Origin of the sequence: Nocardia sp. NPDC051911 (assembly GCF_040681035.1) — a bacterium.
GTDB classification, from domain to species: domain Bacteria; phylum Actinomycetota; class Actinomycetes; order Mycobacteriales; family Mycobacteriaceae; genus Nocardia; species Nocardia sichangensis.
On record NZ_JBFAXY010000019.1, the window covers coordinates 95,495 to 121,622 of the forward strand.

The window sequence follows — 26,128 nt, forward strand, 5'->3', positions numbered from 1 at the left end:
CTTCCTGGCCGTTGGGGGCTGCGTAGTGGCCGTTTTGAACAGGGAGGCGTTCTCGGGGCCGCCAGCTTGGGGGAGTGGGGGTAGGTAGTAGGGGGTTATGCGGGGGCGGCGCGGGGGAAGTCCGGGCATCCGACCCAATGTTTGCTGCATGATCGCTGTAGTGTGGTCAACGGTGCTCGGGGCTGTTTGCCCGAAGTTGCATCTGTGGCTATCACGGCAGATCTCGGTTCCGATCACGGTTCGGTCACTGGTCTGGGTGGCCTCTGCCTCGTTGCTCGGAGGCGCCGAGGGCCTGCGGGGAGGCCGCTGGAGGTGTCGGGATTGCGAAGATCTCGGGTCGGTGACAGTTCCCGCCAGGAGCGCGAATATCTTGCGTTCCAACACGACATCACCGCGAGAACGCGATAAGGTCACCGCACCATTACCTTGCGTGAACGGATGGATTTCGGCCAGTGGAAAGCCCCGGATCTTGCTAAAGCGGGGGGCGTCGAATATCGTCCAGCGAGCGCAAGTGTGACCAGATCGTTGTAGCGCCGTCATGGGTATCGGATTGTCGGGACCATGTCCGTGACGCGCGTCTCGTTGGCAACACGGGTGCCGCTTCGCCCCTCGGGCGGCGAGTGGCACCACAACAGCAGAAAGAGAGCAGGATTCATGCGTTTCGGCAGGGCGGCCGCGCCGAAGAGAACACAGTCGGGACGGCGAGGCGCGGCTCGCGGTTGGCGTAATCGAATTCTGGCTGTCGGTGCCGCCGCGCTGGCGCTACCGATCGCCGCAGGCCTGGCAACCCCGACTCTCGCCGCAGCGGCGCCGTCGGTGCACACGCCGGTGTTGCGGGCGCCCGCGGGCGGCTTCGAGGACCTGATGGTCCCGTCCAGCATGGGCCCGATCAAGGTGCAGGTGCAGTGGGCCGCACGCGGCGGCAACGCGGCGCTGTACCTGCTCGACGGTCTGCGCGCCCGCGACGACCGCAACGCCTGGACGTTCGAGACCAACGCGCTGCAGCAGTTCGGCAACGACAACATCACTCTGGTGATGCCGGTCGGTGGCCAGTCCAGCTTCTACACCGACTGGTACGCGCCGTCGAACACCAACGGCCAGAAGACCACCTACAAGTGGGAGACCTTCCTCACCAAGGAGCTGCCCGCCTTCCTGGAGGGCTACGGCGTCTCGCGCACCAACAACGCGGTCGTCGGCCTGTCCATGGGCGGTAGCGCGGCGCTGGCTCTCGCGGCCTACCACCGCGACCAGTTCAAGTTCGCCGCCTCCTACTCGGGCTACCTGAACATCTCCGCGCCGGGTATGCGTGAGGCGATCCGCATCGCGATGTTGGACGCGGGCCGCTACAACGTCGACGCGATGGCCGCGCCGTGGAGCTCGCAGTGGCTGCGGATGGACCCGTTCGTCTTCGCGCCGCAGCTGCGCGGCCTGCCGATGTACATCTCGGCCGCCAGCGGCCTGCCGGGTCAGTACGACCAGCCGAACTCGGCGGTCGGCGTGTTCAACACCGGCAACGGGATGGCGCTGGAGGCCCTGTCGCTGGTGAACACCCGCGCGTTCCAGGCCCGCCTGAACTCGCTGGGTATCCCGGCCCGCTTCGACTTCCCGGCCGCGGGCACCCACTCCTGGAAGTACTGGGAGGGCGAGCTGTTCGCCTCGCGCAACATGATCCTGGACGCCACCGGCGCCTGGTGATCTGATCCACCTCGTCGCATTCAGGCCGCACCGATTCGGTGCGGCCTGAATTGCGTTCGGGGGCAGCTATGATCGCGTGACAGCGAACATTGTTTGCTGTGCAGCGCGTGTCTCCCGTAAACGTCGCTATAACGGGAGTACAAAGCTTTTGTGGCAGGGATTACACGCGGTAGCTGTGGCATACGCGGGCGTCTCGTCGCGCGTTCGGCACGCGAGCGGCTCATGCTGGTCGCCGCCACGATGGTGATCCCGCTAGCCGCGAGCGTGTCCGTCGAGGCTCCCGCCGTCGCGGAGCCAGCGGCGGCCGTGGCCGCGCCCGCGCTGGAGAAGGTGCAGTGGCTCAGCGACCGTCGCGTCGCGCTGTGGGTGACCTCGCCGTCCATGGGAGTGCCGATCCAGGTCCAGTTGCTGCTGGCCAGAGACTGGAACGCCCACCCGGAGGCCAGATTCCCCGTCCTGTTCCTGCTCGACGGTCTGCGCGCGACCGACGACGAGAGCGGCTGGACGAAGGAGGCGGGGGCGGTCGATTTCTTCGCCGACAAGAACGTCACCGTGGTGCTGCCGGTGGGTGGGCAGGCCAGCTTCTACGCCGACTGGCTCCAGCCGGACAACGGCCGTACCTACAAGTGGGAGACTTTTCTCACCAAGGAGCTTCCGCCGCTGCTGGAGAGTCATTGGCGTGCGACACCCGTGCGGGGCGTGGAAGGCCTCTCGATGGGTGGCACGGCCGCGATGTTCCTCGCCGCCCGCAATCCGGGCTTCGTACGGCACGCCGCGTCGTATTCGGGCTTCCTGACCACGACGACGCTGGGCATGCCGCAGGCCATCGAGTTCGCCATGCGGGATGCGGGCGGCTTCGACTCCGCCGCCATGTGGGGCAGGCAGACGGACCCGGAGTGGGAGGCGCACGACCCGTACGTGCTGGCCGACAAGCTGCGAGGAGTCAGTCTCTACGTCTCCAGCGGCAGCGGCGCGATCGGTCCCTATGACCACGCCCTCGGCATTCCTGGGGTGAGCACCAACATCGCGGGCATGGGATTGGAGATCCTCTCCCGGCTCACTTCGCAGAACTTCGTGACCAAGCTGTCCAAGCTGGCCATTCCCGCGCAGGTGAACTATCGCCCGTCCGGCACCCATTCCTGGCCGTACTGGGACTTCGAGATGCGTCAGTCCTGGACCCAGGCCGCGTCCGCGCTCGGTGTCGATCAGGGCAAGCCCGCCTGTCAGCCGGGCGGCGCGATCGGCCCGGTAGCAGCCGCGGCGGGCTGGCTCGGTGACTGCCTCACCGGGGAGTACGCCGTGGCAGGAGGCACCGCGCAGGACTTCAAGGGCGGCCGGGTGTTCTTCACGCCGGACAGTGGCGCTTACCCGGTCGGCGGCGTATTCGGGCCCGGTTACCAGGCGGCGGGAGGACCTACCGGACCGCTCGGGCTGCCGACGGGCGAGGAACGCGCGCTGGAGGACGGCCGCGGCCGGTTCCAGGCCTTCCAGCACGGCGCGCTGTACTGGACGCCGCAGACCGGAGCTCAAATGGTGCGTGGCGCAATTTACGACGAGTGGGGCAAGCAGGGGTTCGAACGCGGTCCCGCCGGTTACCCGACAGCGCCGGAGGCCAAGACACCGAGTCGCGACGGCGCCGTGCAAGCCTTCGAGAACGGTCCGTTCTACTACAGCCAGGCCACCGGCGTGCACCGCGTCCAAGGCCTGATCCTCGGCAAGTACGCCCAGCTGGGCTTCGAGAACAGTCCGCTCGGCTTCCCGGTCGCCGAAGAGCAGACGGTGAAGGACGCGGGCCGCTTCAGCCGATTCGAAGGCGGGACCATCTACTGGAGCCCGATGTCCGGCGCTTGGGCGGTCCGCAACGGCCCGATACTGGATGCTTGGCGCGACGCCGGCTACGAGAACGGCAAACTCGGCTTCCCCACCGGCGACGAGTTCCCCATCTCGGACGGCGTGCAGCAGAACTTCCAGGGAGGTTTCATCACGCTGCGCGACGGCAAACCGGAACTGCACGCGCTTTGAGTGCGACCGGTGCACGGCAGCCCGCGCGCTCTCACCCGACCTGCCCGACCCGCGCCACGTGTTAGCGGATGCGCCTGCGGTCAGGTCGTGCGCGGCTTCCGGATCGACCGCACGAATGGGTTGCCGGTCCCGGCTCGGTCAGCGCAGCGCACACAGTGTTCGCTCCGCTGTCGTCGGCGGGTGGACCATCACCCGCCTTGCGACCTGTGTCGGCCGCATCGGCAGCTGCCGCGAGTGCGCCACCTGGTTCGGTTCGGCCAGTTCGGCGGCTACGGCGTCGCCCGCCCGGCCAGATGGAAGTTGTGCGTCGGGCCTTGGCCAAGTGCCGGGAAGCATGCATCGGTTGGTGAGCTGACATGTATACGAGCACGTCGGCGCAGCTCCCGGTTTCGAGCGAAGCGAGACCGAGCATGCGCCGTTCGCGGCCCGGCTCGCGTCCGAGCGGCCGCCGCGTCCGCGACGAAGTCGCCAGCGGCGGTCGCTCGGACGCGAGCCATAAAGGGGCCGCGAACACGCAGCGCCGCAGGCGCTGCAAATCGGACCCAGCTAGCCTGGTGGGCGACCCGACCCCGCTCAGTGACAGATCGAGGACAAGAATTCATGCATCGGACCCGTGGAAAGGTATTCGGCGTGGTTGTGGCGATTGCCGCAACCGGCCTGCTCGCCGCGTGCGGCGACAATGATTCGACCGCGACGAGCACGCCATCGCCTACCCGCACCACGACGGCAGCGGCGGCGACCACGTCGCCGGTCGCTTCGACACCCGCCGAAACCGGCCAGCCCGCTCCCGCGCCGGAGCAGCCCACCACGACGGTGGCGCCCGAGCGTCCGCAGCCGGTGCCGACCGAAGCCGTCCCGCCCGCGGACACCTCGAAGCTCACCGACAAGGACAAGAAGTTCCTGGATGAGCTGGCCAAGCAGGGTGTCACCCCGTCAAGCCCGGACATCGCGCTGAGCATCGGCGCGTACGTCTGCCAGGGCACCGCCGCGGGCGCGTCCGATCAGGATCTGATGACCTTCGTCAACGCCATGGCAGGTTCGGATCCGTCCTTCGACCCGGCGAAGATGCCGGTGGAGAAGGCCGGGCAGATCTACATCTCCACCGCTCGCGCCACGTACTGCCAGTGAGTTCGCGCGTCCGTTCGACCTCCCGCCGGTCCAAGCCGGCGGGATGCCTGCTCGTGATCGGCGGCATCCTGCTGATCATCCTGGTGGTCCTGCTGCTGTGGTACCTGCTAGCAGGGCGTTTGCGCCCGCCCGGCCCCGGGCCGAAACCGCCGGAACGCCCGACGTCGCAGCCCGCGAGCTGTCCGGATGTGCAGATGATCTCGGTGCCCGGCACGTGGGAGTCGAACAGCGCCGACGATCCGCACAATCCGACCGCCAACCCGGTGTCGCTGATGCTCAACGTCTCCGGCCCGATCACCCAGCGGTTCCCGAGCGAGCGGGTGGACGTGTACACCGTTCCGTACGTCGCGCAGTTCTCCAATCCGATCGCGATCCCGCCGGACGGCCAGCAGTCGTACAACAACAGCCGATCCGAGGGCACCCAGCGGATGGTCGACGCCATGGCCGCGCGGCACCAGGAGTGCCCGCTGACCACCTACGTGCTCGCGGGGTTCTCCCAGGGCGCGGTGATCGCGGGTGACGTCGCCGCGCAGATCGGTGCGGGCGCGGGCCCGGTGCCCGCCGATCTGGTGCTGGGCGTGACGTTGATCGCCGACGGACGCCGTACCGGCGACAACGGCCCGGGCCAGGCGATCCAGATCGGCACCCCGCCGCCGGGTGTGGGTGCCGAAGTCGCGCTGAAGGGGTTGAACGTGCCCGGCATCACGATGACCGGTCCGCGTCAAGGGGGCTTCGGCACGCTGGCCGGTCGCACCTACACCATGTGCGCGCCCGGCGATCTGATCTGCGACGCACCCCGGGAGGCGCTGAGTCCGTGGAACATCCTGGGCAGCGTGAACACGCTGGTCCGGGCCGCGGGAAACCCGGTGCACACCCTCTACAACAGTTTCGTCGTCGACGGCGACGGCAACACCGCGACGCAGTGGACGGCGAACTGGGCGGCCGGACTCATCGAGACAGCGCCGCATCCGGCTCATTCGTGAAAATTCACAGGCCGTGAGATACCCCGCACCCGATTGGCGTGACAAGCGCAACTCGAGTTGGGTAGCACGCTGTAAAGTGCGCTGGTGATCGCGACGCCGGGCACCACCCCAGCGCGGACCCGAAGCGGGCGTCGCGCCCGTATTTTCCTTACAGCCAGGAGCATGAGTTCATGACAGAAGCCGCCGCACCGGCCACCACGGCGAGCCGTGACGCGGATGCTGCGTTGTCCGCGCTGGGCACTCCGTTGCGCCCGTTCCGCTTCGCGGCGGCCGGGGAAGGAAACAAGCAGGAGGGCGGCGCGCGGAAGTTCGTGCAGACCGCTCAGCAGGCCGAGGAGTACGGCTTCGACACCTTCGTGGTGCCCGACCACCTCGGTGAGCAGATCGGGCCGATCGCCGCGCTCGGCGCGCTGACCCAGGCCACCGAGAAGATCCGGCTCGGCACGTCGGTGCTGGCGAACGGTTTCCGCCACCCCGTCGTGCTGGCCAAGGATCTGGCGACCATCGACGTGCTGTCCAAGGGCAGGCTCGAGGTCGGCGTCGGCGCGGGCTGGATCAAGGAGGAGTTCGAGAACGCGGGCATCCCGTACGAGTCGCCCGGTGTCCGACTGGAGAAGTTGGACGAGTCGTTGACCATTCTCGACGTGCTGCTGCGCGGCCAGGAGTGCACCTTCGAGGGCAAGCACTACCAGGTCCGCGGCGTCAAGGGGACCCCACGGCCGCGGCAGGGCCCACGCCCCCCGATCTGCACCGGCGGCGGCGGTCCGAAGATGCTGCGGCTGGCCGCCAAGCACGCCGACATCGTCTCCGTCGTTCCCGTGACCACCAAGAACGGCAAGGGCCTGCTCTCCGGTATCACCATCGAGAAGGCCGTGGAAAAGGTGAATCTGATCAAGGAGGCCGCCGGTGACCGGTTCGCCGACATCGAGCTGAACTGGGCCATCACCGCCATCGTGATCACCGACGATCGCGAGAAGACCGCGGAGATGGCGCTGTCGGCGTTGGACCGGGGACTGCACCCGAACCTGGAGGTCGATGTGCAGCTGTCCGTCGAGGACATCCTCAACTCGCCCTACGTGGCGATCGGAACATTCGAGGAGATCGCCGAGCAGATCCGCCGTGTGCGGCAGCTCACCTCGATGTCCTATGTCGGTGTATTCCCCACCCAGATGGACGCGTTCGCCCCCGTTATTCCCCTGCTGCGGGACGAGTGAGCCGGTCTTCTCTGTAACATGACTCTGGTTTGAGTACATCTAGCCGATAAGCGGTCACCGCGCAGACCGCACAAAATCTGCAGGCTGGCTCTGCACTTGGAGCACCCGCGGGCGAAAGCGAGTCGGGGCCTCACAGGTAAAAGCGGCGATCTCGCCGTCTTGCTGCGTGTGCCTCGGAGGAGAAGAAGGAATGGAAGAGACTTTCGACGACTACCTGGACGAAACCGGGAACATCCGCATTCCCGAGGATCACACCCTGGTTGATCACGTCGAGAAGCACACCCGGAACGACGCGAACACCCTGGCGTATCGCTACATCGACTACTCGCGCGAGCGCGACGGTGAGGCGCAGGAGTTGACGTGGCGTGAGTTCGGTATTCGGCTGCGCGCGGTGGCCGCTCGACTGCAGCAGGTGACCAACCCGGGTGACCGGGTCGCGATCCTCGCGCCGCAGGGCTTGGATTACGTGATCTCCTTCTTCGCCGCGATCTACGCGGGCACCATCTCGGTCCCGCTGTTCGACCCGGACGAGCCGGGCCACACCGATCGCCTGCACGCGGTGCTCGGCGACTGTGAGCCCTCGGCCATCCTGACCGCGAGCTCCTCCGCGGCCGGGGTCCGGCAGTTCTTCCGCTCGCTGCCCGCCGCCCAGCGCCCGCGCATCATCGCGGTGGACGCGATTCCCGACAGCGTCGGCGAGAGCTGGGTGCGCCCGGACATCGCGATCGACGACATCGCCTACCTGCAGTACACCTCGGGGTCCACCCGGGTGCCCGCGGGTGTGGAGATCACGCACCGCGCGGTGGGCACCAACCTGCTGCAGATGGTCGACGCGATCAACCTGGACTGGAACTCACGCGGCGTCACCTGGCTGCCGCTGTTCCACGACATGGGCCTGCTGACGGTGATCCTGCCCGCGGTGGGCGGCAAGTACATCACCATCATGTCGCCGAGCGCGTTCGTGCGCCGCCCCTACCGGTGGATCAAGGAGCTGGCCGCGGTTTCCGACGGCGCCGGAACCTTCGCCGCCGCACCGAACTTCGCCTTCGAGCACGCCGCGGCGCGCGGTCTGCCGAAGAACGGCGAGTCGCTGGATCTGTCGAACGTCATCGGCCTGATCAACGGCAGTGAGCCGGTGACCACCTCGTCGATGAAGAAGTTCAACGAGGCGTTCGCCCCCTACGGGCTGCCCAAGACCGCCATCAAGCCCTGCTACGGCATGGCCGAGGCCACGCTGTTCGTCTCCGCCACCAAGGCCGAGGACGAGGCCAAGGTCACCTACGTCGACCGCAGGGAACTCAACGCGGGCCGCATGGTGAAGGTCGACCCCGGTCACGAGAACGCGATCGCGCAGGTGTCCTGCGGCTACATCGCGCTCTCGCAGTGGGCGACGATCATCGATCCGGAGTCGGTGGAGTCGGGCGGCGGTCGCGAGGTGCCCGACGGGCACGTCGGCGAGATCTGGCTGCACGGCAACAACATGGGCATCGGCTACTGGGGCCGTCCCGACGAGACGGCGGCGACGTTCCAGAACAAGGTCACCGAGCGCCTGTCCGAAGGCAGCCACGCCGAGGGCACCGAGCCGGACGCGAACTGGATGCGCACCGGCGACTACGGCGTGTACTTCGAGGGCGAGCTCTACATCACCGGCCGGGTCAAGGACCTGGTGATCGTGGACGGTCGCAACCACTACCCGCAGGATCTCGAGTTCTCCGCGCAGGAGGCCAGCACCGCGCTGCGTCCCGGCTTCGTGGCGGCGTTCTCGGTGCCCGCCAACCAGCTCCCGGCCGAGGTGTTCGAGCAGGGCAGCCACTCCGGCCTGCAGTTCGACGCAGACGACGCGTCCGAGCAGCTGGTCATCGTGGGTGAGCGCGGTCCCGGTGCGGGCAAGGCCGATCCGCTGCCGATCGCCGACGCGGTGCGCGCGGCGATCTCCCAGCGCCACGGCGTGACCGTTCGAGACGTGCTGCTGGTGCCAGCGGGATCGATCCCGCGCACCTCCAGCGGCAAGATCGCCCGCCGCGCCTGCCGGGCGGCCTATCTGGAGGGAACGCTGCGGGGTGGTTACACCCAGCAGGCTTTCCCCGATGCACCGGAAGAGTAATTGCCAGGGGCGGCCTCGGACCGACCATCGACGCTCGGCGCCGAGCTTCTCGAGCGCCGAGCATCAAACACGGTACGCCCGGTACGCAGACAGGTAGCTTGAGGAATTGATGGCTGACAACGAGGGCACGCCCACCCAGACGACCGACGCCCCACCCGTGGAGACCGTCGCCGACGCGGCGGCCCCGGCCGAGTCCGCGAAGGGCGGCGCGCAGACCGACATGTCGGTGGCGGAGCTGCGTGAGTGGCTGCGGCGCTGGGTCTCCGAGGCGACCGGGCAACCGATCGAGCAGATCACCGTGGACCGGCCGATGGAGGAGTTCGGGCTCGCCTCGCGGGACGCCATCGCCCTCGGCGGGGACATCGAGGAACTGACCGGCGTGATGCTGAACGCGACGATCGTGTACCAGCATCCGACCATCGCCTCGCTGGCCGAGCGGATCATCAACGGCGAGCCGGAGCTGCCCGCGGAGTCGTCCGACGACGCCTTCTACACGGCGGGCTACGCGCCGGGTGAGGCACACGACATCGCGATCGTGGGTCTGTCGACGCGGCTGCCCGGTGCGGGCGACACTCCGGAGTCGACGTGGGAATTTCTCATCGGACGCGGTGACGGCATCCGGGAGCGGCCCGAAGGGCGCTGGTCGGAGTTCCTGGCCGAGCCGCAGTTGGCGGAAGCGGTCGAGAACGCCAACACCAGGGGTGGCTATCTCGATCAGGACGTCGTCAAGGGTTTCGACGCCGAGTTCTTCGCCATGTCGCCGGTCGAGGTCGAGCGGGTCGATCCGCAGCAGCGCCTGATGATGGAGCTGACCTGGGAGGCGTTGGAGCACGCCAGGATTCCGGCCAGCGAACTCAAGGGCGAGCCGGTCGGCGTGTTCATCGGCTCGTCGGGCAACGACTTCATGCTGCTCGCGGCGCTCGGCCTCGGCAGCGAGCGCGATCCGAACGTGCCGGTATCGGCCGAGGCCTACGCGATCATGGGCAGCGTCACGTCCATCATCCCCAACCGGGTTTCCTACTTCTTCGACTTCCGCGGTCCGTCGGTGGCCGTCGACACCGCCTGCTCCTCGACCCTGGTCGCGGTGCACGAGGCGGTGCAGGCGCTGCGCAGCGGTGACGCCGACCTGGCGCTCGCCGGTGGCGTGAACATGTTGCTCGCGCCGATGGCCACGCTCGGTTTCGACGCCAATGGCGGCGTCGCCAAGGACGGGCACATCAAGGCATTCTCCAGCGACGCCGACGGCATGGTCCGCTCCGAGGGCGGCGGTCTGGTGGTGCTGAAGCGGCTCGCCGACGCGGAACGCGACGGCGACACGATCTACGCCGTGATCAAGGGCTCCGCGGTCAACAACGACGGGCGGTCCAACGGTCTGCTCGCCCCGAATCCCGACGCGCAGGCAGAAGTGCTGCGTCGCGCCTACCGGGACGCGGGCATCGCGCCGTCGGCGGTGGATTACATCGAGGCGCACGGAACCGGCACCCTGATCGGCGACCCGATCGAGGCCGACGCGCTCGGCCGGGTGGTCGGCCGGGGACGTGCGGCCGACAAGCCCGCGTTGCTCGGTTCGGCCAAGACCAACTTCGGTCACCTGGAATCCGGCGCCGGTGCGGCGAGCCTGGCGAAGGTGATCATGTCGTTGCACCACAACGTCATTCCGCCGAACATCAACTACGCCGGACCGAACCCGTACATCCCGTGGGATCAGGCGCACCTGAAGATCGTCGACGAGCCCACCGAGTTCCCCCGCTACAGCGGCAAGGCGACCATCGGCATCTCCGGTTTCGGATTCGGCGGCACCAACGCGCACGTCGTCGTCCAGGAGTACGTACCGACCGCGACCGAGACCGAGGCTCCGTTCTCCGAACTCGAGGCCCGGCTGGACGAGGACGCGGTGGCGGAGAGCGCCGACGCGGAGACGGAATCCGCGGCAGGCGACGCCGTGGCCGAGGCGGCCGAAGCCGACGCGGAATGGACCGCCGAGCGCACCGAGCCGCTGCCCCAGATCCTGCCCGTGTCGGGTTATCTGCCTTCGCGGCGTCGTCGTGCCGCCGCCGAGCTGGCCGACTGGCTGGAATCCGAGGCGGGCGCGCAGACTCCGCTCGCCGATGTGGCGCGGTCGCTGGCCAAGCGCAGCCACTGGCGTTCGCGCGGCGTGGTGCTGGCGAAGACGCACGAAGAGGCGATCGCCGGACTGCGCGCCATCGCGGCGGGCAAGCCGGGGACCGGCGTCTTCACCGCCGACGCGCCCGCGGCCATGGGCCCGATGTGGGTGCTGGCCGGTTTCGGCGCGCAGCACCGCAAGATGGGCAAGCAGCTCTACCTGGAGAACTCGATCTTCGCGAAGGCCGTCGACGAGGTCGACGAGCTGGTGCAGGACGAGGCCGGATATTCGGTGCGCGAACTGTTCCTCGACGACAGCCAGGACTACAACGTCGGCACCTCGCAGGTCGGCATCTTCACCATCCAGGTCGGCCTGGCGGCGCTGCTGCGCGCGCACGGCGCGGAACCCGATGCGGTGGTGGGTCATTCCATGGGCGAGGTCGCCGGCGCGTACATCGCCGGTGGTCTCTCGCTCGAGGACGCGGTGCGCGTGATCTGCGCTCGCTCCCGCCTTATGGGCGAGGGCGAGCAGATGATCAGCGACGACGATGTGCGCAACATGGCGCTCATCGAGTACAGCGCCGAGGACGTCGCGAACCTGCTGCCGGAATACCCGGACGTCGAGGTCGCGGTGTACGCCGCGCCGACGAACACGGTGATCGGCGGTCCGCAGGACCAGGTCGCGGCGATCGTCGCCCGGGTGGAGGCGGCGGGCAAGTTCGCCCGGGTGCTGCAGACCCGCGGTGCGGGCCACACCTCGCAGATGGATCCGCTGCTCGGCGAGCTGGCCGCGGAGCTGGCCGGTATCGAGCCGACCAAGCTGAAGACCGGCCTGTACTCGACGGTGCACAAGGAAGAGTTCTTCCGCTCCGGTCACGACCCGATCCACGACGAGGACTACTGGGTCAAGAACATGCGCCACAGCGTGTACTTCACCAACGCGGTGAAGCTCGCCGTGGACGCGGGGCACACGACCTTCCTGGAGCTGGCGCCGAATTCCGTCGCGCTGATGCAGGTGCTGGGCACCACCTTCGCCGCGGGCGTGCACGACGCGCAGCTCATCCCCACGCTCAAGCGCAAAGAAGACGAGTCCGCCGGTGTGATCGCCGCGCTCGCCCAGCTCTATGTCCACGGGCACAAGGTGGATCTGTTCTCGCTGCTCGGTGCAGGCGAGTACGCCGACGTTCCGCGTACCACGTTCGTGCGCAAGGAGTACTGGCCGAAGGTCCAGCTGTCCTCGGGCGGCAACGGCCGGGTTCCCGGTGCGCACGTGGCGCTGCCGGACGGCAGGCACGTCTGGGAGGTCCAGGCCTCCTCGGTGACCGATCTCGCCGGACTCGTGCGCGCCGCGGCGGCGCAGGTGCTCAGCGACGTGTCGCTGGGCGCGTCCATCCCGCACGCGCCGATCCCGGCCGCGGGCACGCTCACCACCACGCTCACCCCGCATCCCGGCGGCGCCTCGGTGCAGGTGCATGCCAAGGAGGGCAGCGCCTTCCGCCTGGTGTTCGACGCCGTGGTCACCTCCGGTGCTCCGCTGCCGGAACCTGTTGCGATCGAAACGGTCCCGGTGCCCGCCGCGCAGCCCCAGGGCGACGCCGACATCGAGGTCGTGGAAACCTTCGGCGACCGGTGGGATCCGAACGGCACGCAGACCGTCGAGGAGCGGCTCGCGCTGATCGTCGCGGAGTCCATGGGTTACGCGGTCGAGGATCTTCCAATGGAGATCCCGCTGATGGAACTCGGTCTGGACTCGCTGATGGCGATGCGCATCAAGAACCGGGTCGAGTACGAGTTCGACATCCCGCAGTTGCAGGTACAGGCTGTGCGGGACGCGAGCCTGCACGAGGTCGGCAAGGTGCTGCGGTACGCGATCGAGCACCGCGACGAGGTGCAGGCGATGGCGGATCAGCAGGCCGCAGACAAGGCCGCGGGCGGTACCGGCGAGCTGGCCGTCGACTCCGATTTCATCGCCACGGCCCGCGCGGCGCTGGCCACCGGGGCCGACCCGGTCGCGGCGGCCACCGGCAAGACGACCGACGCGCCCGAGGCAGCACCGGCTGACGCGCCGACGGATTCCGTTACGCCGGAAAGCGCTGTGCCCGAAGCCGTGGCGCCCGCCCCCCAGCCTGCTGCCGCGCCCGCAGCCGTGTTCGGCGGCGCTGCCAAGCAGCCCGCCGACGAGGACGACGTCCCGCCGCGCGACGCCGCCGAGCGCCTGACCTTCGCCACCTGGGCGGTGGTCACCGGTAAGTCGGCCGGAGGTATCTTCAACACGCTGCCGATCCTCGACGAGGACACCGCGGAGAAGCTGGCCGCGCGCCTGACCGAGCGGGTCAAGGCCGAGGTCACCGTGGACGACGTGCTCGATTGCGAGACCATCGAGCAGCTCTCCGACATCGTTCGCAACCTGCAGGACAGCGGCGCGGATGTGGACGGTTTCGTGCGTCCGCTTCGGGCTCGCGCGGAGGGCTCGAACGCGGTTCCGGTATTCGTGTTCCATCCGTCCGGTGGAAACACGCTGGTGTACGAGCCTCTGCTGAAGCGTCTGCCCGCCGACACGCCGATGTACGGCTTGGAACGGGTCGACGGTTCCATCGAGGAACGAGCCCGCCAATACCTGCCCGAGCTGCGCAAGCTCCAGGGTGACGGGCCGTTCGTGCTGTACGGCTGGTCGCTGGGCGCGGTGCTGGCAATGCAGACCGCGCAACTGCTGCGGGCCGAGGGCGCGGACGTGCGCGTGGTCGGCCTGATCGATCTGGCCATTCCGACGCAGGGCGAGGACAACAGCCCCGAGGAGCGGGTGCGGCGGATCGAGCGCTACCAAACCTTCGCCAAGAAGACTTACGGCGTCGACGGCGAATTGGACCGCGAGCAGTTGGAGACACTGGCCGCGGCATCCGACGAAGAGCAGTTCAAGATGATCAGCGACCTGATCAAGATCAGCGGCACGAAGATTCCCGGCGGTGTGCTCGAACACCAGCGCACCTCATGGATCGAGAGCCGCGAGCTCGCCAAAACCCAACCGTCCCACTACGAAGGCAATGTGGTGCTGTACCTCGCCGATCGCTACCACGACGGGATGATCGAGCTGGAGCCGCGCTTCGCCGACCGGCTGCCCAATGGCGGCTGGAACGAATACATCCCGAATTTGGAGGTCGTCCACATCGCGGGCGACCACCTGCAGATCATCGACGAACCGCGGATCGGCAAGATCGGAGCCGACCTGACCGCGAAGCTCGCCGCGATCGAGGCGAAAGGGGCCAAGTGAGCACTACTGCCGAGAAACTCGCCGACCTGCGCAAGCGCCTGGATTTAGCGCAGGAGCCGGCGGGTGAAGCGGGCGTGGCCAAGCGGGCGAAGAAGGGTATTCCCAGCGCCCGCGACCGGATCAACATGCTGCTCGATCCGGGAACCTTCGTGGAAATCGGCGCGCTGGTCCGCAAACCGGGCGACTCCGCCGCGCTCTACGGCGACGGCGTCGTCACCGGGCACGGTTTGGTCGAAGGCAGGCCCGTGGCGGTGTTCTCGCACGACCAGACCGTCTACGGCGGTTCGGTCGGCGAGATGTTCGGCCGCAAGGTGGCCGGGATCCTGGAGTACGCCGCCAAGGTGGGGTGCCCGGTGGTCGGCATCAACGACTCCGGCGGCGCGCGCGTGCAGGAGGCGGTGACCTCACTGGCCTGGTACGCCGAGCTGGGGCGGCGGCAGGAGCCGCTGTCCGGGCTGGTCCCGCAGATCTCGATGATCCTCGGCAAATGCGCCGGTGGCGCCGTCTACGCCCCGATCAACACCGACGTGGTGGTGGCGACCGAAGAGGCGTACATGTTCGTCACCGGGCCGAAGGTGATCCGTGAGGTCACCGGCGAGGACGTGAGTCTCGAGGAACTCGGCGGCGCGCGCAGCCAGGCGGAGTACGGCAACATCCACCACGTGGCCAAGGACGAATCGGCCGCGTTCGAGTGGGTGCGCGACTACCTGAGCTACCTGCCGACCAGCTGCCAGGAGCTGGCGCCGATCGTGAATCCCGGCTTGGAGCCGGAGATCACCGACACCGACCTGGAGCTGAACTCGATCGTCCCGGACTCCGACAACTCCGGGTACGACATGCACGAGATCCTGCTGCGCATCTTCGACGACGGCGCGTTCCACGAATTCGGCGCTTCGGCGGGGCGCAACGTCATCACCGGCTTCGCCCGCGTGGACGGTCGCAGCGTCGGCGTGGTGGCCAACCAGCCGATGGTGTACGCGGGCGCGCTGGACGCCCGCGCCTCGGACAAGGCGGCGCATTTCGTGCGTCTGTGCGACGCGTTCGAGATCCCGCTGGTGTTCGTCGTGGACACGCCCGGGTTCCTGCCCGGTGTGGAACAGGAGAAGATCGGCGTCATCAAGCGCGGTGGACGGTTCCTGTTCTCCTACGTGGAGGCGTCGGTGCCGAAGGTCACCGTGGTGATCCGCAAGTCCTATGGCGGCGGTTACGCCGTGATGGGCTCCAAGCAGCTGGGCGCCGACGTGAACCTGGCCTGGCCGACGGCGCGGATCGCGGTCATGGGCGCCGAGAGCGCGGTCAGCTTGATCGGAGCCAAGCAGATCGACGCCGCGCCCGAGGACCAGCGGGCGGCGATTCGCCAGCAGATGATCGATTTCTACAACGCCACCGTGGCGACGCCGTGGGTGGCCGCCGAACGCGGATACGTCGACGCGGTCATCGAGCCTTCGACGACCCGACTGGAAATCCGTCGTGCGCTACAGCTGTTGCGGGACAAGTCCGTTGCCCGCAATCCGCGCAAGCATCACCTGCTGCCGCTGTAGCAACCGGTACACGATCGGGCCGCACCCCTTGGGGCGCGGCCCGATTCGCGTCTGGCGTCTCGAATGATCAGCTGACGGTGACGGATTCGATGACGACGTCGTCGACCGGCACGTCCTGATGCATGCCCGCCGAGGAGGTGCGGACACCCGCGATCTTGTCGACCACGTCGGCGCCCTCGGTCACCTCGCCGAAGACGGCGTAGCCCCAACCCGCCGCGGTGGGAGCGGAGTGGTTGAGGAAGTCGTTGTCGGAGACATTGATGAAGAACTGCGCGGTGGCCGAGTGCGGGTCGTTGGTGCGCGCCATCGCGACGGTGTACTTGTTGTTCTTCAGGCCGTTGTTCGCTTCGTTCTGGATCGGGGCTTTGGTGCCCTTCTGACGCAACCCGGGCTCGAACCCGCCGCCCTGGATCATGAAGCCGGGGATGACGCGGTGGAAGATGGTGCCGTTGTAGTGGCCCGCGTTCGCGTAGTCCACGAAATTGCGCACCGTGTTCGGCGCTTTCTGATCGTCCAGCTCGAGCACGATCGATCCGTAGTTCGTCGAGATATTCACCTTGGTCATACACCCACCTTTCCATCCTTTCGTAGACCGTTGCGTGATACGGGTACTTTTCCGGTAGCGTCCGATACCGACGAACTGGTTTCGTGAGCACATGGGTAACTCGCCGGGTACGCCCAGAACCTGAGTCGCACCTGACGTAGGACCTGAACGCAAATGGCGCGACGCCCCACTAGCACGGCCTAAAGACCCGGAGAGGCGGGGGAGCCAGCTAGCATTGCCAACCGTGCCCGACGCCGCAACCGCTGTACTCACGAAACCTCCCGCCGCCCCGGTGGTGACCCCGAACGATTTCCGGACCGCCCGGCTCATCGCGCTGGTGGCCGGAGTGCTCGGCGCGTTGTTCGCGCTGGCGACGCCGTTCCTGCCGGTCACGCAGACGACCGCGGTGCTGAACTGGCCGCAGGGCGGGACGCTCGGCAACGTGCAGGCGCCGCTGATGTCGCAGGTCCCGATCGACCTGAAGGCGACGATCCCGTGCGAGACGATCGCCCAGCTACCCGAGCGCGGTGGCATGCTGCTGGCCACCGCGCCGCCGCAGGGCGACCGGGCCGCGTTGGAGGCGCTGTTCGTGCGGGTGTCGGAGACCTCGGTGGACGTGGTCGACCGCAACGCGGTGGTGGTGTCGGCCGACCGCAGCCGCATGGGCGAGTGCACGTCGTTGAGTATCGCCTCGGACAGCGACAGCACCTACGGCGTGTTCAACGGGCTCACCAGGCAGGTGGAGCGTCCGATCGAGGGCGGGGCGGCCGGGGCGAACGAGTCGGTCACCGTGCCGGTGGAGGGGCAGCTCGGCGGCGATCTGCGGCCCCAGGTGGTCGGGGTGTTCTCCGATCTGAAGGGCGCGGCGCCGACCGGTTTGTCGTTCACCATGACGGTGGACACCCGCTTCTCCTCCAGCCCGACCGCGATCAAGCTGGTCGCGATGATCGCGGCGGTGCTGTGCACGCTGATCGCCCTGGCGGCGCTGGCCCGGCTCGACAGCAGTGACGGGCGTGGGCACCGCCGGTTCCTGCCCGCGAACTGGCTGAAGCCGACCTGGGCGGACGGCGCGGTGGTCGGCACGCTGCTGCTGTGGCATTTCGCGGGCGCGAACACCTCCGACGACGGCTACATCCTCAGCATGGTGCGGGTGGCCCCGCACGCGGGGTACATGGCCAACTACTTCCGCTGGTACGGCGTGCCGGAGGCGCCGTTCGGCTGGTACTACTACGTGATCCAGGTCTTCTCGGAGATCTCCACCGCCAGTGCCTGGGTGCGGTTGCCCGCGCTGGCCTGCGCGATCCTGTGCTGGCTGGTGATCAGCCGCGAGGTGGTGCCCCGGCTGGGTCGCGGGGTGCGCACCAGCAAGGTGGCGCTGTGGACCGGCGGGCTGGTGTTCCTGGCGTTCTGGCTGCCGTTCGACAACGGCCTGCGCTCCGAGCCGATCGTCGCGCTCGGTGCGCTGCTGACCTGGGTGTCGATCGAGCGGGCCATCGCGACCGGGCGGCTGCTGCCCGCCGCGGTGGCCGTCCTGGTGGCGGCGTTCACTCTCGCCGCCGCGCCGACGGGCCTGATGTGCGTCGCCGCGCTGCTGGCCGGTATCCGTCCGATGCTGCGCATCGTCGTGCGCAAGCACCGGCAGTTCGCCGCGCTCGGCGCCGGTCGGTGGGGCTCGACGCTGCCGCTGCTCGCACCGATCGCCGCGGCGGGCGTGCTCGTGCTGACGGCCGTCTACACCGACCAGACCTTCGCGGGCATCCAGGAGGCCAACCGGGTGCGTCAGGTGACCGGGCCGAACCTGGCCTGGTACGAGGACTACCTGCGCTACTACTACCTGTTCGTGGAGACCGTCGACGGCTCATTGTCGCGGCGCTTCGCCTTCCTGGTGATGCTGCTGTGCCTGTTCACCACCATGCTGGTGCTGCTGCGCCGCAGGCGGGTGCCGGGTATCTCCAGCGGTCCGACCTGGCGGTTGATGGGCGTGGTCTTCGGGACGATCTTCTTCATGATGTTCAACCCGACCAAGTGGACCCACCACTTCGGCGCGTACGCGGGCATCGCGGGTTCGCTGGCGGCGGTCACCGCGGTCGCGGTCTCGGCGAGCGCCCTGCGAGCCCGCAAGAACCGGGCCATCTTCCTGGCCGGGTTGCTGTTCGTGCTCGCGATCGCGTTCTCCGGCATCAACGGCTACTGGTACGTGTCCAGCTTCGGTGTGCCGTGGTTCGACAAGCGCGTCTCGCTGCACGGCTACCAGTCGAACACCCTCATGCTCGTGCTGTTCGGCGTGGCGCTGGCATTGGTCGGTTGGTACGCGCTGCGGGAGGACTACACCGCGCCGCAGCCGTCGGCCAAGACGGCACGTGGCAGGCGGATCCGCCGGTTCGCGGCGATCCCGCTGACCGTGGTCGCCGCGCTGATGGTCGCGCTCGAGGTGCTCTCGCTGGTGAAGGGCGCGGTCTCGCAGTATCCGGCGTACTCGCTGGCCCGGTCGAACATCGACGCGCTCAGCGGCAGCACCTGCGGCCTGGCCAATGACGTGCTGGTCGAGCCGGACCCGAACGCGGGCAAGTTGCAGCCGATCATGGATCCGGCGCACCCGCCGACGAATCCGTCCGATCCGCTCGCCGGTGTCGATCCGGTCGGTTTCGACCCCAACGGCGTGCCCAATGATCTGTCCGCCGACAGCGTCGAGGTGAAGCCGGGCACTGGGAACACTTCCACGCAGTCGGTCGGCGCGGCGTTCGCGGAGGGGCAGAGCGCGGGCACGGGCGGCGGTCAGGGCGCGCGCGGCGTCAACGGCTCCACCGTCGCCCTCCCGTTCGGCCTGGATCCGGCGACCACACCGATCCTCGGCAGCTACCAGAACGGCGTGCAGCAGCCCGCGAACGTCACCTCGAGCTGGTACCAGTTGCCCGCGCGTTCGGCGGACAAGCCGCTGGTGGTGATCTCGGCCGCCGGTCGCATCCTCTCCTTCGACGACACCGGCGCGATGAAGTACGGCCAGTCGCTGACCGTCGACTACGGCAAGCGGCAGCCCGACGGCAGCGTGCAGAAGCTCGGCACCTACCTGCCGCGTGACATCGGCCCGTTCCCGTCCTGGCGCAACCTGCGGGTGCCGCTGGACGAGATCGCGCCCGACGCCGACGCGGTGCGCATCGTCGCCAACGACCCGATCCTGATCGGGGATCAGTGGCTGGCCTTCACGCCGCCGCGGATGCCGAAGTTGCAGACGCTCAACAGCCTGCTGGGTTCCCAGCAGCCGATCCTGCTGGACTGGGCGGTGGGCTTGCAGTTCCCGTGCCAGCGTCCGTTCGACCACCGCAACGGCGTGGCCGAGGCGCCCGGCTACCGCATCCTGCCGGACCGCCCGCTGGCCATCAGCTCGACGAATACCTGGCAGGCCGAGGAGTTCGGCGGCGTGCTCGGCTTCACGCAGATGCTGGCCAGGTCCATCTCCGTGCCCACCTACCTGAAGGACGACTGGGCACGGGACTGGGGCTCCCTGGAGCGCTACGAGCAGTACGACCGCAGCGCCGTCCCGGCGAAGCTGGACACCGGCACCGCGACGCGCTCGGGCCTCTGGTCGCCGGGCAGTATGCGGGTGTTCTGATCCGTTTCGGGCAAACACCAGGCCGTCGCATCGGTACAGGGACCGGATGCGACGGCCTTTGCCTTATCCAGGACATCGTCGCACGGGCTGAGCAGTGCGAATCCGTACCGTGAAATGCGCGAGCCGGCCGGTAGTCTCAGGGCATGACGAGCAGCGCACCCAGCGACTGGTACCGCTGGATCCCGGACCAGATCACGGCGCGGGACTACGAACAGCTGCCCCCTGATTTCTGCCGGACCATCGAGGTCATCGACGGCCATATCGTCAAGTGCGAAAGCCCCTCACGGCTGCATAATCGGGTGGCGCGGCGCATGGCCGCGCATATGGAAGCAGCGCGCAAGCCGGAACCGTGCTTGATGGTCGAGACCGACGTGGACGTCCGGCTCAGCGACGTTCCGCTCAGCCTCCGCCGACCGGACGTCGTCGTGTATCGCTGTCTGGACGACGATGCGCGACTGTATGCCGATGACACCGTGCTCGTGGTCGAGATCGTCTCTCCCGACAGTTCACACCACACCGATACGGTGGAGAAAAAGGCCGCATACGCGGCGGTCGGTATCCCGGTCTACCTCATCGTCTTCCTCACCGAGCCCGGCGATGGAATCGAGCAGATCGAGGAGTACCGGCTCTCCGAAGGTCGCTACCACCTGGTCTGTCTGCATACTCGCCGTCTGGCTGTGGACGTGCCGATACCCATCGACGTCGCGTTCAGCGAGCTGGCCACGGGGTAGGTGCCCAGAACACAGGGCCGCCGCGCAGGTGAATCCTGCGCGGCGGCCCTGCCGTATGTCGCCGGTGCGTTACCGGGCGCTCAGACCTTCAGCCGAAGGCCGAGTTCGCGCCGGAGCACCTCTTGCGAAGGGAGGCGGCCGAGCACGCGCAGCACCGCAGGCCGCAGCTCCCGTTGTTCCTCTTCGTTGAGCAGTCCGACAAGATCGCGCAGATCCATTTCATCGAATGCCGTTGTCATGGATTCAGATTAAGGCCAGCGGCCCGATTCGTCCTGCGATGCATAGCCACAGGTGGGAGCATATTTTTCAGACCGGACAACCGGTTTATTGGACGGTGCGGTCGTAGCGCGCCCGCGCGGCGATCACGTCGTCCATGCGTGTCTCCGCCCATGCTTTGACCGCGCTCATGACCGGCTGAAGACTGTGGCCGAGCGGGGTGAGTTCGTAGTCGACGCGGACCGGGACTTCCGCGGTGATCCGTCGCTCCACCAGGCCGTCGCGTTCCAGTCCGCGCAGCGTTTGCGTGAGCATCTTGGGACTCACGCCCGCGATGATCCGGTTCAGTTCGCCGTAGCGCAACGGCCCGTCGGCGAGGGCGGCCAACACGAGGCTCACCCATTTGTCGCTGATCCGGTCCAGGAGTTGCCGGGTCGGGCACTCGGCGATGTACGCGTCGTACCGCTGTTTTGCCAGCTCACGGCGCTGCGCCGCGGTCTTCGTCGCCATCGGGAGCACCTCGCTGCCTCTAACGCACTTTCGGGTAACTACTACCCATTGGATAGTAACCGTTCCTAGATTGGTCGGCAGCAGACAGGAAGGAACATCATGCGTGCAGTGGTAGTCCGCCGGCCGGGACCGGAAGCCGTGGTGGAGATCGTGGAAGTGCCGACTCCGCAGCCCGGCCCGGGTGCGGTTCGCATCGCGGTCGCGGCGGCGACGGTGAACCCCGTGGATCTGATGGTGCGGGCGGGCGTGGGCGGCACGCCGTTCGCCGCGCAGCGCGATCAGTGGGGCGTCGGCTGGGATGTCGCGGGCACGGTCGACGCGCTCGGCGCGGGCGTCACGGAGTTCACGGTGGGGCAAGCGGTGATCGGCATCAGCGACCGGCTCGACGTCTCGCTCGGTGCGCAGGCCGACTACGTGGTGCTGGAGGTCGGGAACGTCGCGCCCGCTCCGGTTTCCGTGTCGCCGGTGCAAGCGGCGACCCTCCCGCTCAACGGTCTCACCGCGCTCCAGGCGCTCGACGCGCTGGATCTCGCGTCCACCGACACGCTCCTGGTCACCGGCGCGGCGGGGGCTGTCGGCGGCTTCGCGGTCGAACTCGCGGCGGCGCAGGGTATCCGAGTGATCGCCGCGGCCGCACCCGCCGACGAGGACGCGGTGCGCGCCTTGGGCGCCACCGATTTCGTTCCGCGCCAGGCATCCTTGCCGGATGCCGTCCGCGCCATCGTCCCCGGCGGCGTCGACGCCGCCCTGGACGCGGCCGCCCTCGGCCCGGCGACGCTCGCCGCGGTGCGCGGCGGCGGGCGATTCGCGTCGATCAGCGTTCCCGACACCCCGATCCCGTTGCGCGGCACCAAGGTCCACACAGTCCTGGTCCGCGCCGACCGCATCCGACTCGACCACCTCGTAACCCAAGTAGACGCGGGCAAACTAACCCTCCGCGTAGCGGCGACCCACCCCCTCACCGCCGTCCGAGAAGCCCAATCCCGCCTATCCCTCGGTGGCCTCCGCGGCCGCCTCGTCCTCACCCCCTGACACCCTCCACGAGTGGCACACGGCTGCGGCGGATCGCGAGAAGCCCGCTCCACCGTGTGCCACTCGCGGAGTCAGCGGATGCGGATGGGGTCGTCGGTGGAGAGGCCGGTGCGGGTTCGGGTCGTGGTGGTGATGGGGGCAGGAATGGCGGTGGGGTCGTAGGGGGTGAAGCGTTCGAGGGAGCCCCAGTCGCGAGCCCAGTCGCGGTCGAGGTATGCGGGGACGGTTTGGGATTTCAGCAGCAGGCCGGTCCAGCCGAGTGGGCCGCCGCCGATGTCGTCTTGCCAGGCGTTCGAGGCGTCGGAGCCGACCCGGTCGGGCAGAATGCGCCACTGCGGAATCTCGCCCACGCCGTCCTTGTGGTCGAACGGCCGCTGGCACGGGAAGGCGAGGCCGACGTGCCAGTCGAGTAGCACGGGAGCCTGCGATCCGACCACGGAATTCAGCGTGGCCAGCTTGGGCAGCCGGGGCGGGGTGACGGCCAGCCACTGCTTGGGCGTGATGTCGTTGTCGATCGCGACCAGCCGCACCGCGTTCACTTCCGCCGGCAGCCGGTCCAGCGGCACCCGCAGGTTGCGCCAGGACGGCGCTGGGCCGATGTCCAGCGGATCGATCGAGCCGAGCGTGCGCACCTCGCCGTCCGCGCCACGGACGCCGTACTCCAGGTGCAGTTCCTGTCCGTAGGTGAGCACACCGTCGGCGTCCACCGAGCGGATCCGGCCCGCCGCCGTGATCGCGAGCACCTGGTAGGCGGGGTCGTTGCGCATGCTGTCGGTCAGGTCGAGCCGGTACCACTGGGTGGTCAGCTTCGCCTGCTGTTGCTCGCCCTCCTGGTAGCTGCCCAGCACCGGGGTTCTCGCCGGGTCGAGACCGAACGGCAGCGCGACGGTGCTGCCGTTGATGCCCGCCTGCTCGGTGGTGCCGCCGCCGGTGCCCGCGCCGGTGGTGTTGGTGGTCTTGTTCTCCGAATCCTTGTCCACGGAGTTCGCGCCGCCGCTGACCGTCTCCTCCGCGTCCGCGGTGAGGTCACGCGCGACCCCGTTCGGGGTGAATCCTTTGTTCTGCGCGGCCAAGCCGTCCGCAGGCGATCCGGTGAAGGGCTGCAGCAGCGAATCGGCGGTGTCGGTCTCGACGAGCACTTCGTTGGCCAGCGCGCACGAATCCCCGCCGACCGATTGCACATTCGACTTGGTGATCGAGTACGCGGGGTACTGCGTGGCAGCGGCCTTGGCGAGCGAGGCGACCTCGAAGATCACCAGCAGCGCGGCGGCCACGGTCAGCGGCGCGGAGGCCCACCGGTCGAATCGCCGTGGCGCTCCGGGCCGCTCACGCCGGTACGGCTCGCGATAGTGCTGCCATATCGCGACCAGCAGCGCGAGGACACTCAGCCCGAGGAACAACGTGGACAGCCCCTTGCCCGCGACCAACGGCGCCTTGTCCCACCACGGGACACCATAGCTGGACACGTACCACCACCCGTTCGAGCCGGTGAACGTCACGGCGAGCAGGAAGAGCACGGCGGCGGCGAACAACGCGCGGTTGCGCGGCGAGCGAATACCGGTGGTGCCCACCGCGACCGCCGCGAGCGCGGCCAGCGATCCGGCCAGTCCGGCGTACACGCCGAAGTGGTGCGTCCATTTGGTGGGGGTGAACATCATCAGGAACAGCGATGCGAACACGATGCCGAGAATGCGCACCGAGGGGCCGCGCGAGGTGCCCGGAATCCGGCCCTTGCGCAGAACTTGCAGCACGCACACGAGCAGGCACAGCAGCATCACCAGCACGCCGAACCGCCGCGCCAGCGAACCGTCCGGCGAGAGCATGAGCAACGAGTCCCAGCGGGTGCGCTCGTCGAACCACGCGACGTTCGGGCCGACGATCGTGCGCACCCGGGTGGCTTCCAGCACCGTCGCCAAGGTCTGGTCGGCGAAGATCACCACCAGCACCAGCGTGCCCGCGGCGAGGCCGGGGGCGACCAGCGCGGCGAACCGGAACACCGCGCCCGCCCGGGACGGCTCGCGCACCTTCGCGGGGGCGTTCACCGCGGCCGCGGCTTCGGCGGAACCGGCGGCGGCCGCGTCGGCGTCGGGCCCGGTCCGGGCCGGGACGGCGCCGCGAGCGCGCTTGATGATGATCAGCAGCACCGGCCGGGAACCGGCGATCAGCGCCGCGATGCAGATCAGGCCGGTGGGACCCGCCGCGAGGGAGAACGCGGCGATCAGGACGGCCACCGCGGCGGGCAGCAGCCGTCCGGTCGCGATGGCGCGCTCGATCGAGCACCAAGTGAGCAGCGCGCCCGCCGCGATCAGCGGTTCGGGGCGCAGGCCGTTGTCGTAGGGCAGCCAGAACGCGAGGAAGACCAGGCCCGCCGTCCACAGCGCCACTTTGTTGCGGCGCACCCGCGCGCCGAGGCGGGGCAGCACCTCGCGGCTGATCACCAGCCAGCAGATCACGCCCGCCAGCAGCGTGGGCAGTCGCATCCAGAGACTGGCGTCGGAGATCCGCGACATCCACGCCAGCACCTCGTACGACCACCCGAACGGGGCCTCGGGGACCGCGAACCACCGGTAGTAGTTCGCCATGTAGCCCGCGTGCCCGGAGACGCGCGCCATGTTCAAGATGTAGCCGTCGTCGGACGTGTTCGCCCCGATGACGTGCCACAGCGCCAGCGTGCCCAGCACGACGCCGTCCGCGGGGGTGACCCGCCACCAGTGCGCGGGCAGGAACCGGCGCGGTCGGCGCCCGTCGGCGGTGTCCAGCAGATGCAGTGCGACGAGTGCGATCAGCGTGAACACGGCGGCGGCGATCATGGCGGCCAGCTTCAACGGCGTCGGCGTGGAGGAGAAACGCGAGTCGATGTCCGCGTGCACCTGCGCTCCGGCGAGCCGATCGGCCTTCAGATCGGTGAACACGCCCACCAGCTGCGGCCGGATGTCCCGGCCGACCGTGGACTGGAACGGCGTGCCGTCCTGCCGGGTGACGCCGGTGAGTTCAGCCGTCGTCGCGGCGGCGGTCGACTCGATGCGGATCGTGGCGCAGGACCCGACCTCGGCCAGCGGCGCGGACAACAGCGGGATGTCGCGTTGCACCACCGAGAGGACGCCGTCGGCGACCGAGACCACCAGGCCCTTGGTAGCCGCCCGCCCGGAGGCCACAGGGGCGGTGGACAGCAGCGTGCCGCCCGATCCGAGCTCTCCGGTCATCGAGCAGGGCAGCGTCGCACTGAACCGCAGCGGCTCGTAGGACACCAGCGGCGCCGCCACGCTCCTGGCGCCGGACTCGGGCCAGTCCAGGCTCGCCCGATCCTGCCGCACCGGCAGCAGCGGGGTCAGCAAGGCCAGCAGGAATCCGAGAAGCCCGGAGAGGAGGGCGATCAAGCGGATACGGGTGAACGCTGGAGAAGATCGGTCCGGTCGCACGGTGGTTG

At 68.5% G+C, this 26,128-nt stretch carries 15 protein-coding genes; 11 read left to right on the forward strand and 4 right to left on the reverse strand.

The window, feature by feature from the left end; translation table 11 throughout:
* The first annotated feature begins 654 nt into the window (after positions 1-654).
* The 8 genes from AB0L97_RS23175 to AB0L97_RS23210 all read left to right on the forward strand — a co-directional run bounded on the left by AB0L97_RS23175 (position 655) and on the right by AB0L97_RS23210 (position 16,058).
* Complete coding sequence (locus tag AB0L97_RS23175) at positions 655-1,695, forward strand: alpha/beta hydrolase family protein (protein WP_364432897.1); 1,041 nt, start codon at positions 655-657, stop codon at positions 1,693-1,695.
* A gap of 222 nt (positions 1,696-1,917) precedes the next feature.
* Entirely contained in the window at positions 1,918-3,717 is a 1,800-nt protein-coding gene (locus tag AB0L97_RS23180; RefSeq protein ID WP_364432997.1) for an alpha/beta hydrolase-fold protein, read from the forward strand.
* 630 nt (positions 3,718-4,347) lie between these two features.
* Positions 4,348-4,845 carry a DUF732 domain-containing protein gene (locus tag AB0L97_RS23185; RefSeq protein WP_355073133.1) on the forward strand — a complete coding sequence of 166 codons (498 nt, stop codon included), beginning with the start codon at positions 4,348-4,350 and terminating at the stop codon, positions 4,843-4,845.
* Positions 4,842-5,828, forward strand: coding sequence for a cutinase family protein (locus AB0L97_RS23190; protein WP_355073131.1), 987 nt, complete (start codon positions 4,842-4,844; stop codon positions 5,826-5,828). Before AB0L97_RS23185 ends, AB0L97_RS23190 begins: the two co-directional genes overlap by 4 nt.
* Positions 5,829-5,998: 170 nt before the next feature.
* Positions 5,999-7,042, forward strand: coding sequence for an LLM class F420-dependent oxidoreductase (locus AB0L97_RS23195; RefSeq protein ID WP_356963344.1), 1,044 nt, complete (start codon positions 5,999-6,001; stop codon positions 7,040-7,042).
* A gap of 190 nt (positions 7,043-7,232) precedes the next feature.
* Positions 7,233-9,146, forward strand: coding sequence for a long-chain-fatty-acid--AMP ligase FadD32 (fadD32, locus tag AB0L97_RS23200; protein ID WP_355073128.1), 1,914 nt, complete (start codon positions 7,233-7,235; stop codon positions 9,144-9,146).
* Positions 9,147-9,255: 109 nt separating this feature from the next.
* Positions 9,256-14,517 carry a polyketide synthase Pks13 gene (pks13, locus tag AB0L97_RS23205; RefSeq protein ID WP_364432904.1) on the forward strand — a complete coding sequence of 1,754 codons (5,262 nt, stop codon included), beginning with the start codon at positions 9,256-9,258 and terminating at the stop codon, positions 14,515-14,517.
* A complete protein-coding gene (locus tag AB0L97_RS23210) occupies positions 14,514-16,058 on the forward strand; it encodes an acyl-CoA carboxylase subunit beta (RefSeq protein WP_355073124.1) in 1,545 nt (514 codons plus the stop codon). Before pks13 ends, AB0L97_RS23210 begins: the two co-directional genes overlap by 4 nt.
* A 67-nt stretch (positions 16,059-16,125) precedes the next feature.
* Here AB0L97_RS23210 and AB0L97_RS23215 read toward each other — a convergent pair whose 3' ends face one another.
* On the reverse strand, positions 16,126-16,623 hold the full coding sequence (locus AB0L97_RS23215) for a peptidylprolyl isomerase (RefSeq protein WP_355073122.1): 498 nt from the start codon (positions 16,621-16,623) through the stop codon (positions 16,126-16,128).
* 271 nt (positions 16,624-16,894) lie between these two features.
* Here AB0L97_RS23215 and AB0L97_RS23220 point away from each other — a divergent pair, with 271 nt between their 5' ends.
* Both AB0L97_RS23220 and AB0L97_RS23225 read left to right on the forward strand, forming a co-directional pair.
* The gene (locus AB0L97_RS23220) at positions 16,895-20,212 is read left to right on the forward strand and encodes an arabinosyltransferase domain-containing protein (RefSeq protein ID WP_364433000.1); all 3,318 of its coding nucleotides are present in this window, start codon (positions 16,895-16,897) and stop codon (positions 20,210-20,212) included.
* A 143-nt stretch (positions 20,213-20,355) separates the two neighbouring features.
* Positions 20,356-20,943, forward strand: coding sequence for a Uma2 family endonuclease (locus AB0L97_RS23225; RefSeq protein WP_364432909.1), 588 nt, complete (start codon positions 20,356-20,358; stop codon positions 20,941-20,943).
* Positions 20,944-21,023: 80 nt separating this feature from the next.
* Here AB0L97_RS23225 and AB0L97_RS23230 read toward each other — a convergent pair whose 3' ends face one another.
* On the reverse strand, positions 21,024-21,182 hold the full coding sequence (locus tag AB0L97_RS23230; protein ID WP_169332658.1) for a hypothetical protein: 159 nt from the start codon (positions 21,180-21,182) through the stop codon (positions 21,024-21,026).
* Positions 21,183-21,267: 85 nt separating this feature from the next.
* Complete coding sequence (locus AB0L97_RS23235) at positions 21,268-21,669, reverse strand: helix-turn-helix domain-containing protein (RefSeq protein ID WP_355073117.1); 402 nt, start codon at positions 21,667-21,669, stop codon at positions 21,268-21,270.
* Between the two features lie 99 nt (positions 21,670-21,768).
* Here AB0L97_RS23235 and AB0L97_RS23240 point away from each other — a divergent pair, with 99 nt between their 5' ends.
* On the forward strand, positions 21,769-22,701 hold the full coding sequence (locus AB0L97_RS23240; RefSeq protein WP_364432918.1) for an NADP-dependent oxidoreductase: 933 nt from the start codon (positions 21,769-21,771) through the stop codon (positions 22,699-22,701).
* A gap of 71 nt (positions 22,702-22,772) precedes the next feature.
* Here AB0L97_RS23240 and AB0L97_RS23245 read toward each other — a convergent pair whose 3' ends face one another.
* Positions 22,773-26,120 (reverse strand): arabinosyltransferase domain-containing protein, encoded by a 3,348-nt coding sequence (locus tag AB0L97_RS23245; protein ID WP_364432921.1) that lies wholly within the window; start codon positions 26,118-26,120, stop codon positions 22,773-22,775.
* Between the last annotated feature and the right edge of the window lie 8 nt (positions 26,121-26,128).

Excerpts from the sequence above, each read along its gene's own strand:
- AB0L97_RS23230 (WP_169332658.1), bottom strand. The coding sequence starts at position 21,182 with ATGACAACGGCATTCGATGAAATGGATCTGCGCGATCTTGTCGGACTG.
- fadD32 (WP_355073128.1), top strand. The coding sequence starts at position 7,233 with ATGGAAGAGACTTTCGACGACTACCTGGACGAAACCGGGAACATCCGC.
- pks13 (WP_364432904.1), top strand. The coding sequence starts at position 9,256 with ATGGCTGACAACGAGGGCACGCCCACCCAGACGACCGACGCCCCACCC.
- AB0L97_RS23240 (WP_364432918.1), top strand. The coding sequence starts at position 21,769 with ATGCGTGCAGTGGTAGTCCGCCGGCCGGGACCGGAAGCCGTGGTGGAG.
- AB0L97_RS23225 (WP_364432909.1), top strand. The coding sequence starts at position 20,356 with ATGACGAGCAGCGCACCCAGCGACTGGTACCGCTGGATCCCGGACCAG.
- AB0L97_RS23175 (WP_364432897.1), top strand. The coding sequence starts at position 655 with ATGCGTTTCGGCAGGGCGGCCGCGCCGAAGAGAACACAGTCGGGACGG.
- AB0L97_RS23235 (WP_355073117.1), bottom strand. The coding sequence starts at position 21,669 with ATGGCGACGAAGACCGCGGCGCAGCGCCGTGAGCTGGCAAAACAGCGG.
- AB0L97_RS23180 (WP_364432997.1), top strand. The coding sequence starts at position 1,918 with ATGCTGGTCGCCGCCACGATGGTGATCCCGCTAGCCGCGAGCGTGTCC.
- AB0L97_RS23195 (WP_356963344.1), top strand. The coding sequence starts at position 5,999 with ATGACAGAAGCCGCCGCACCGGCCACCACGGCGAGCCGTGACGCGGAT.
- AB0L97_RS23215 (WP_355073122.1), bottom strand. The coding sequence starts at position 16,623 with ATGACCAAGGTGAATATCTCGACGAACTACGGATCGATCGTGCTCGAG.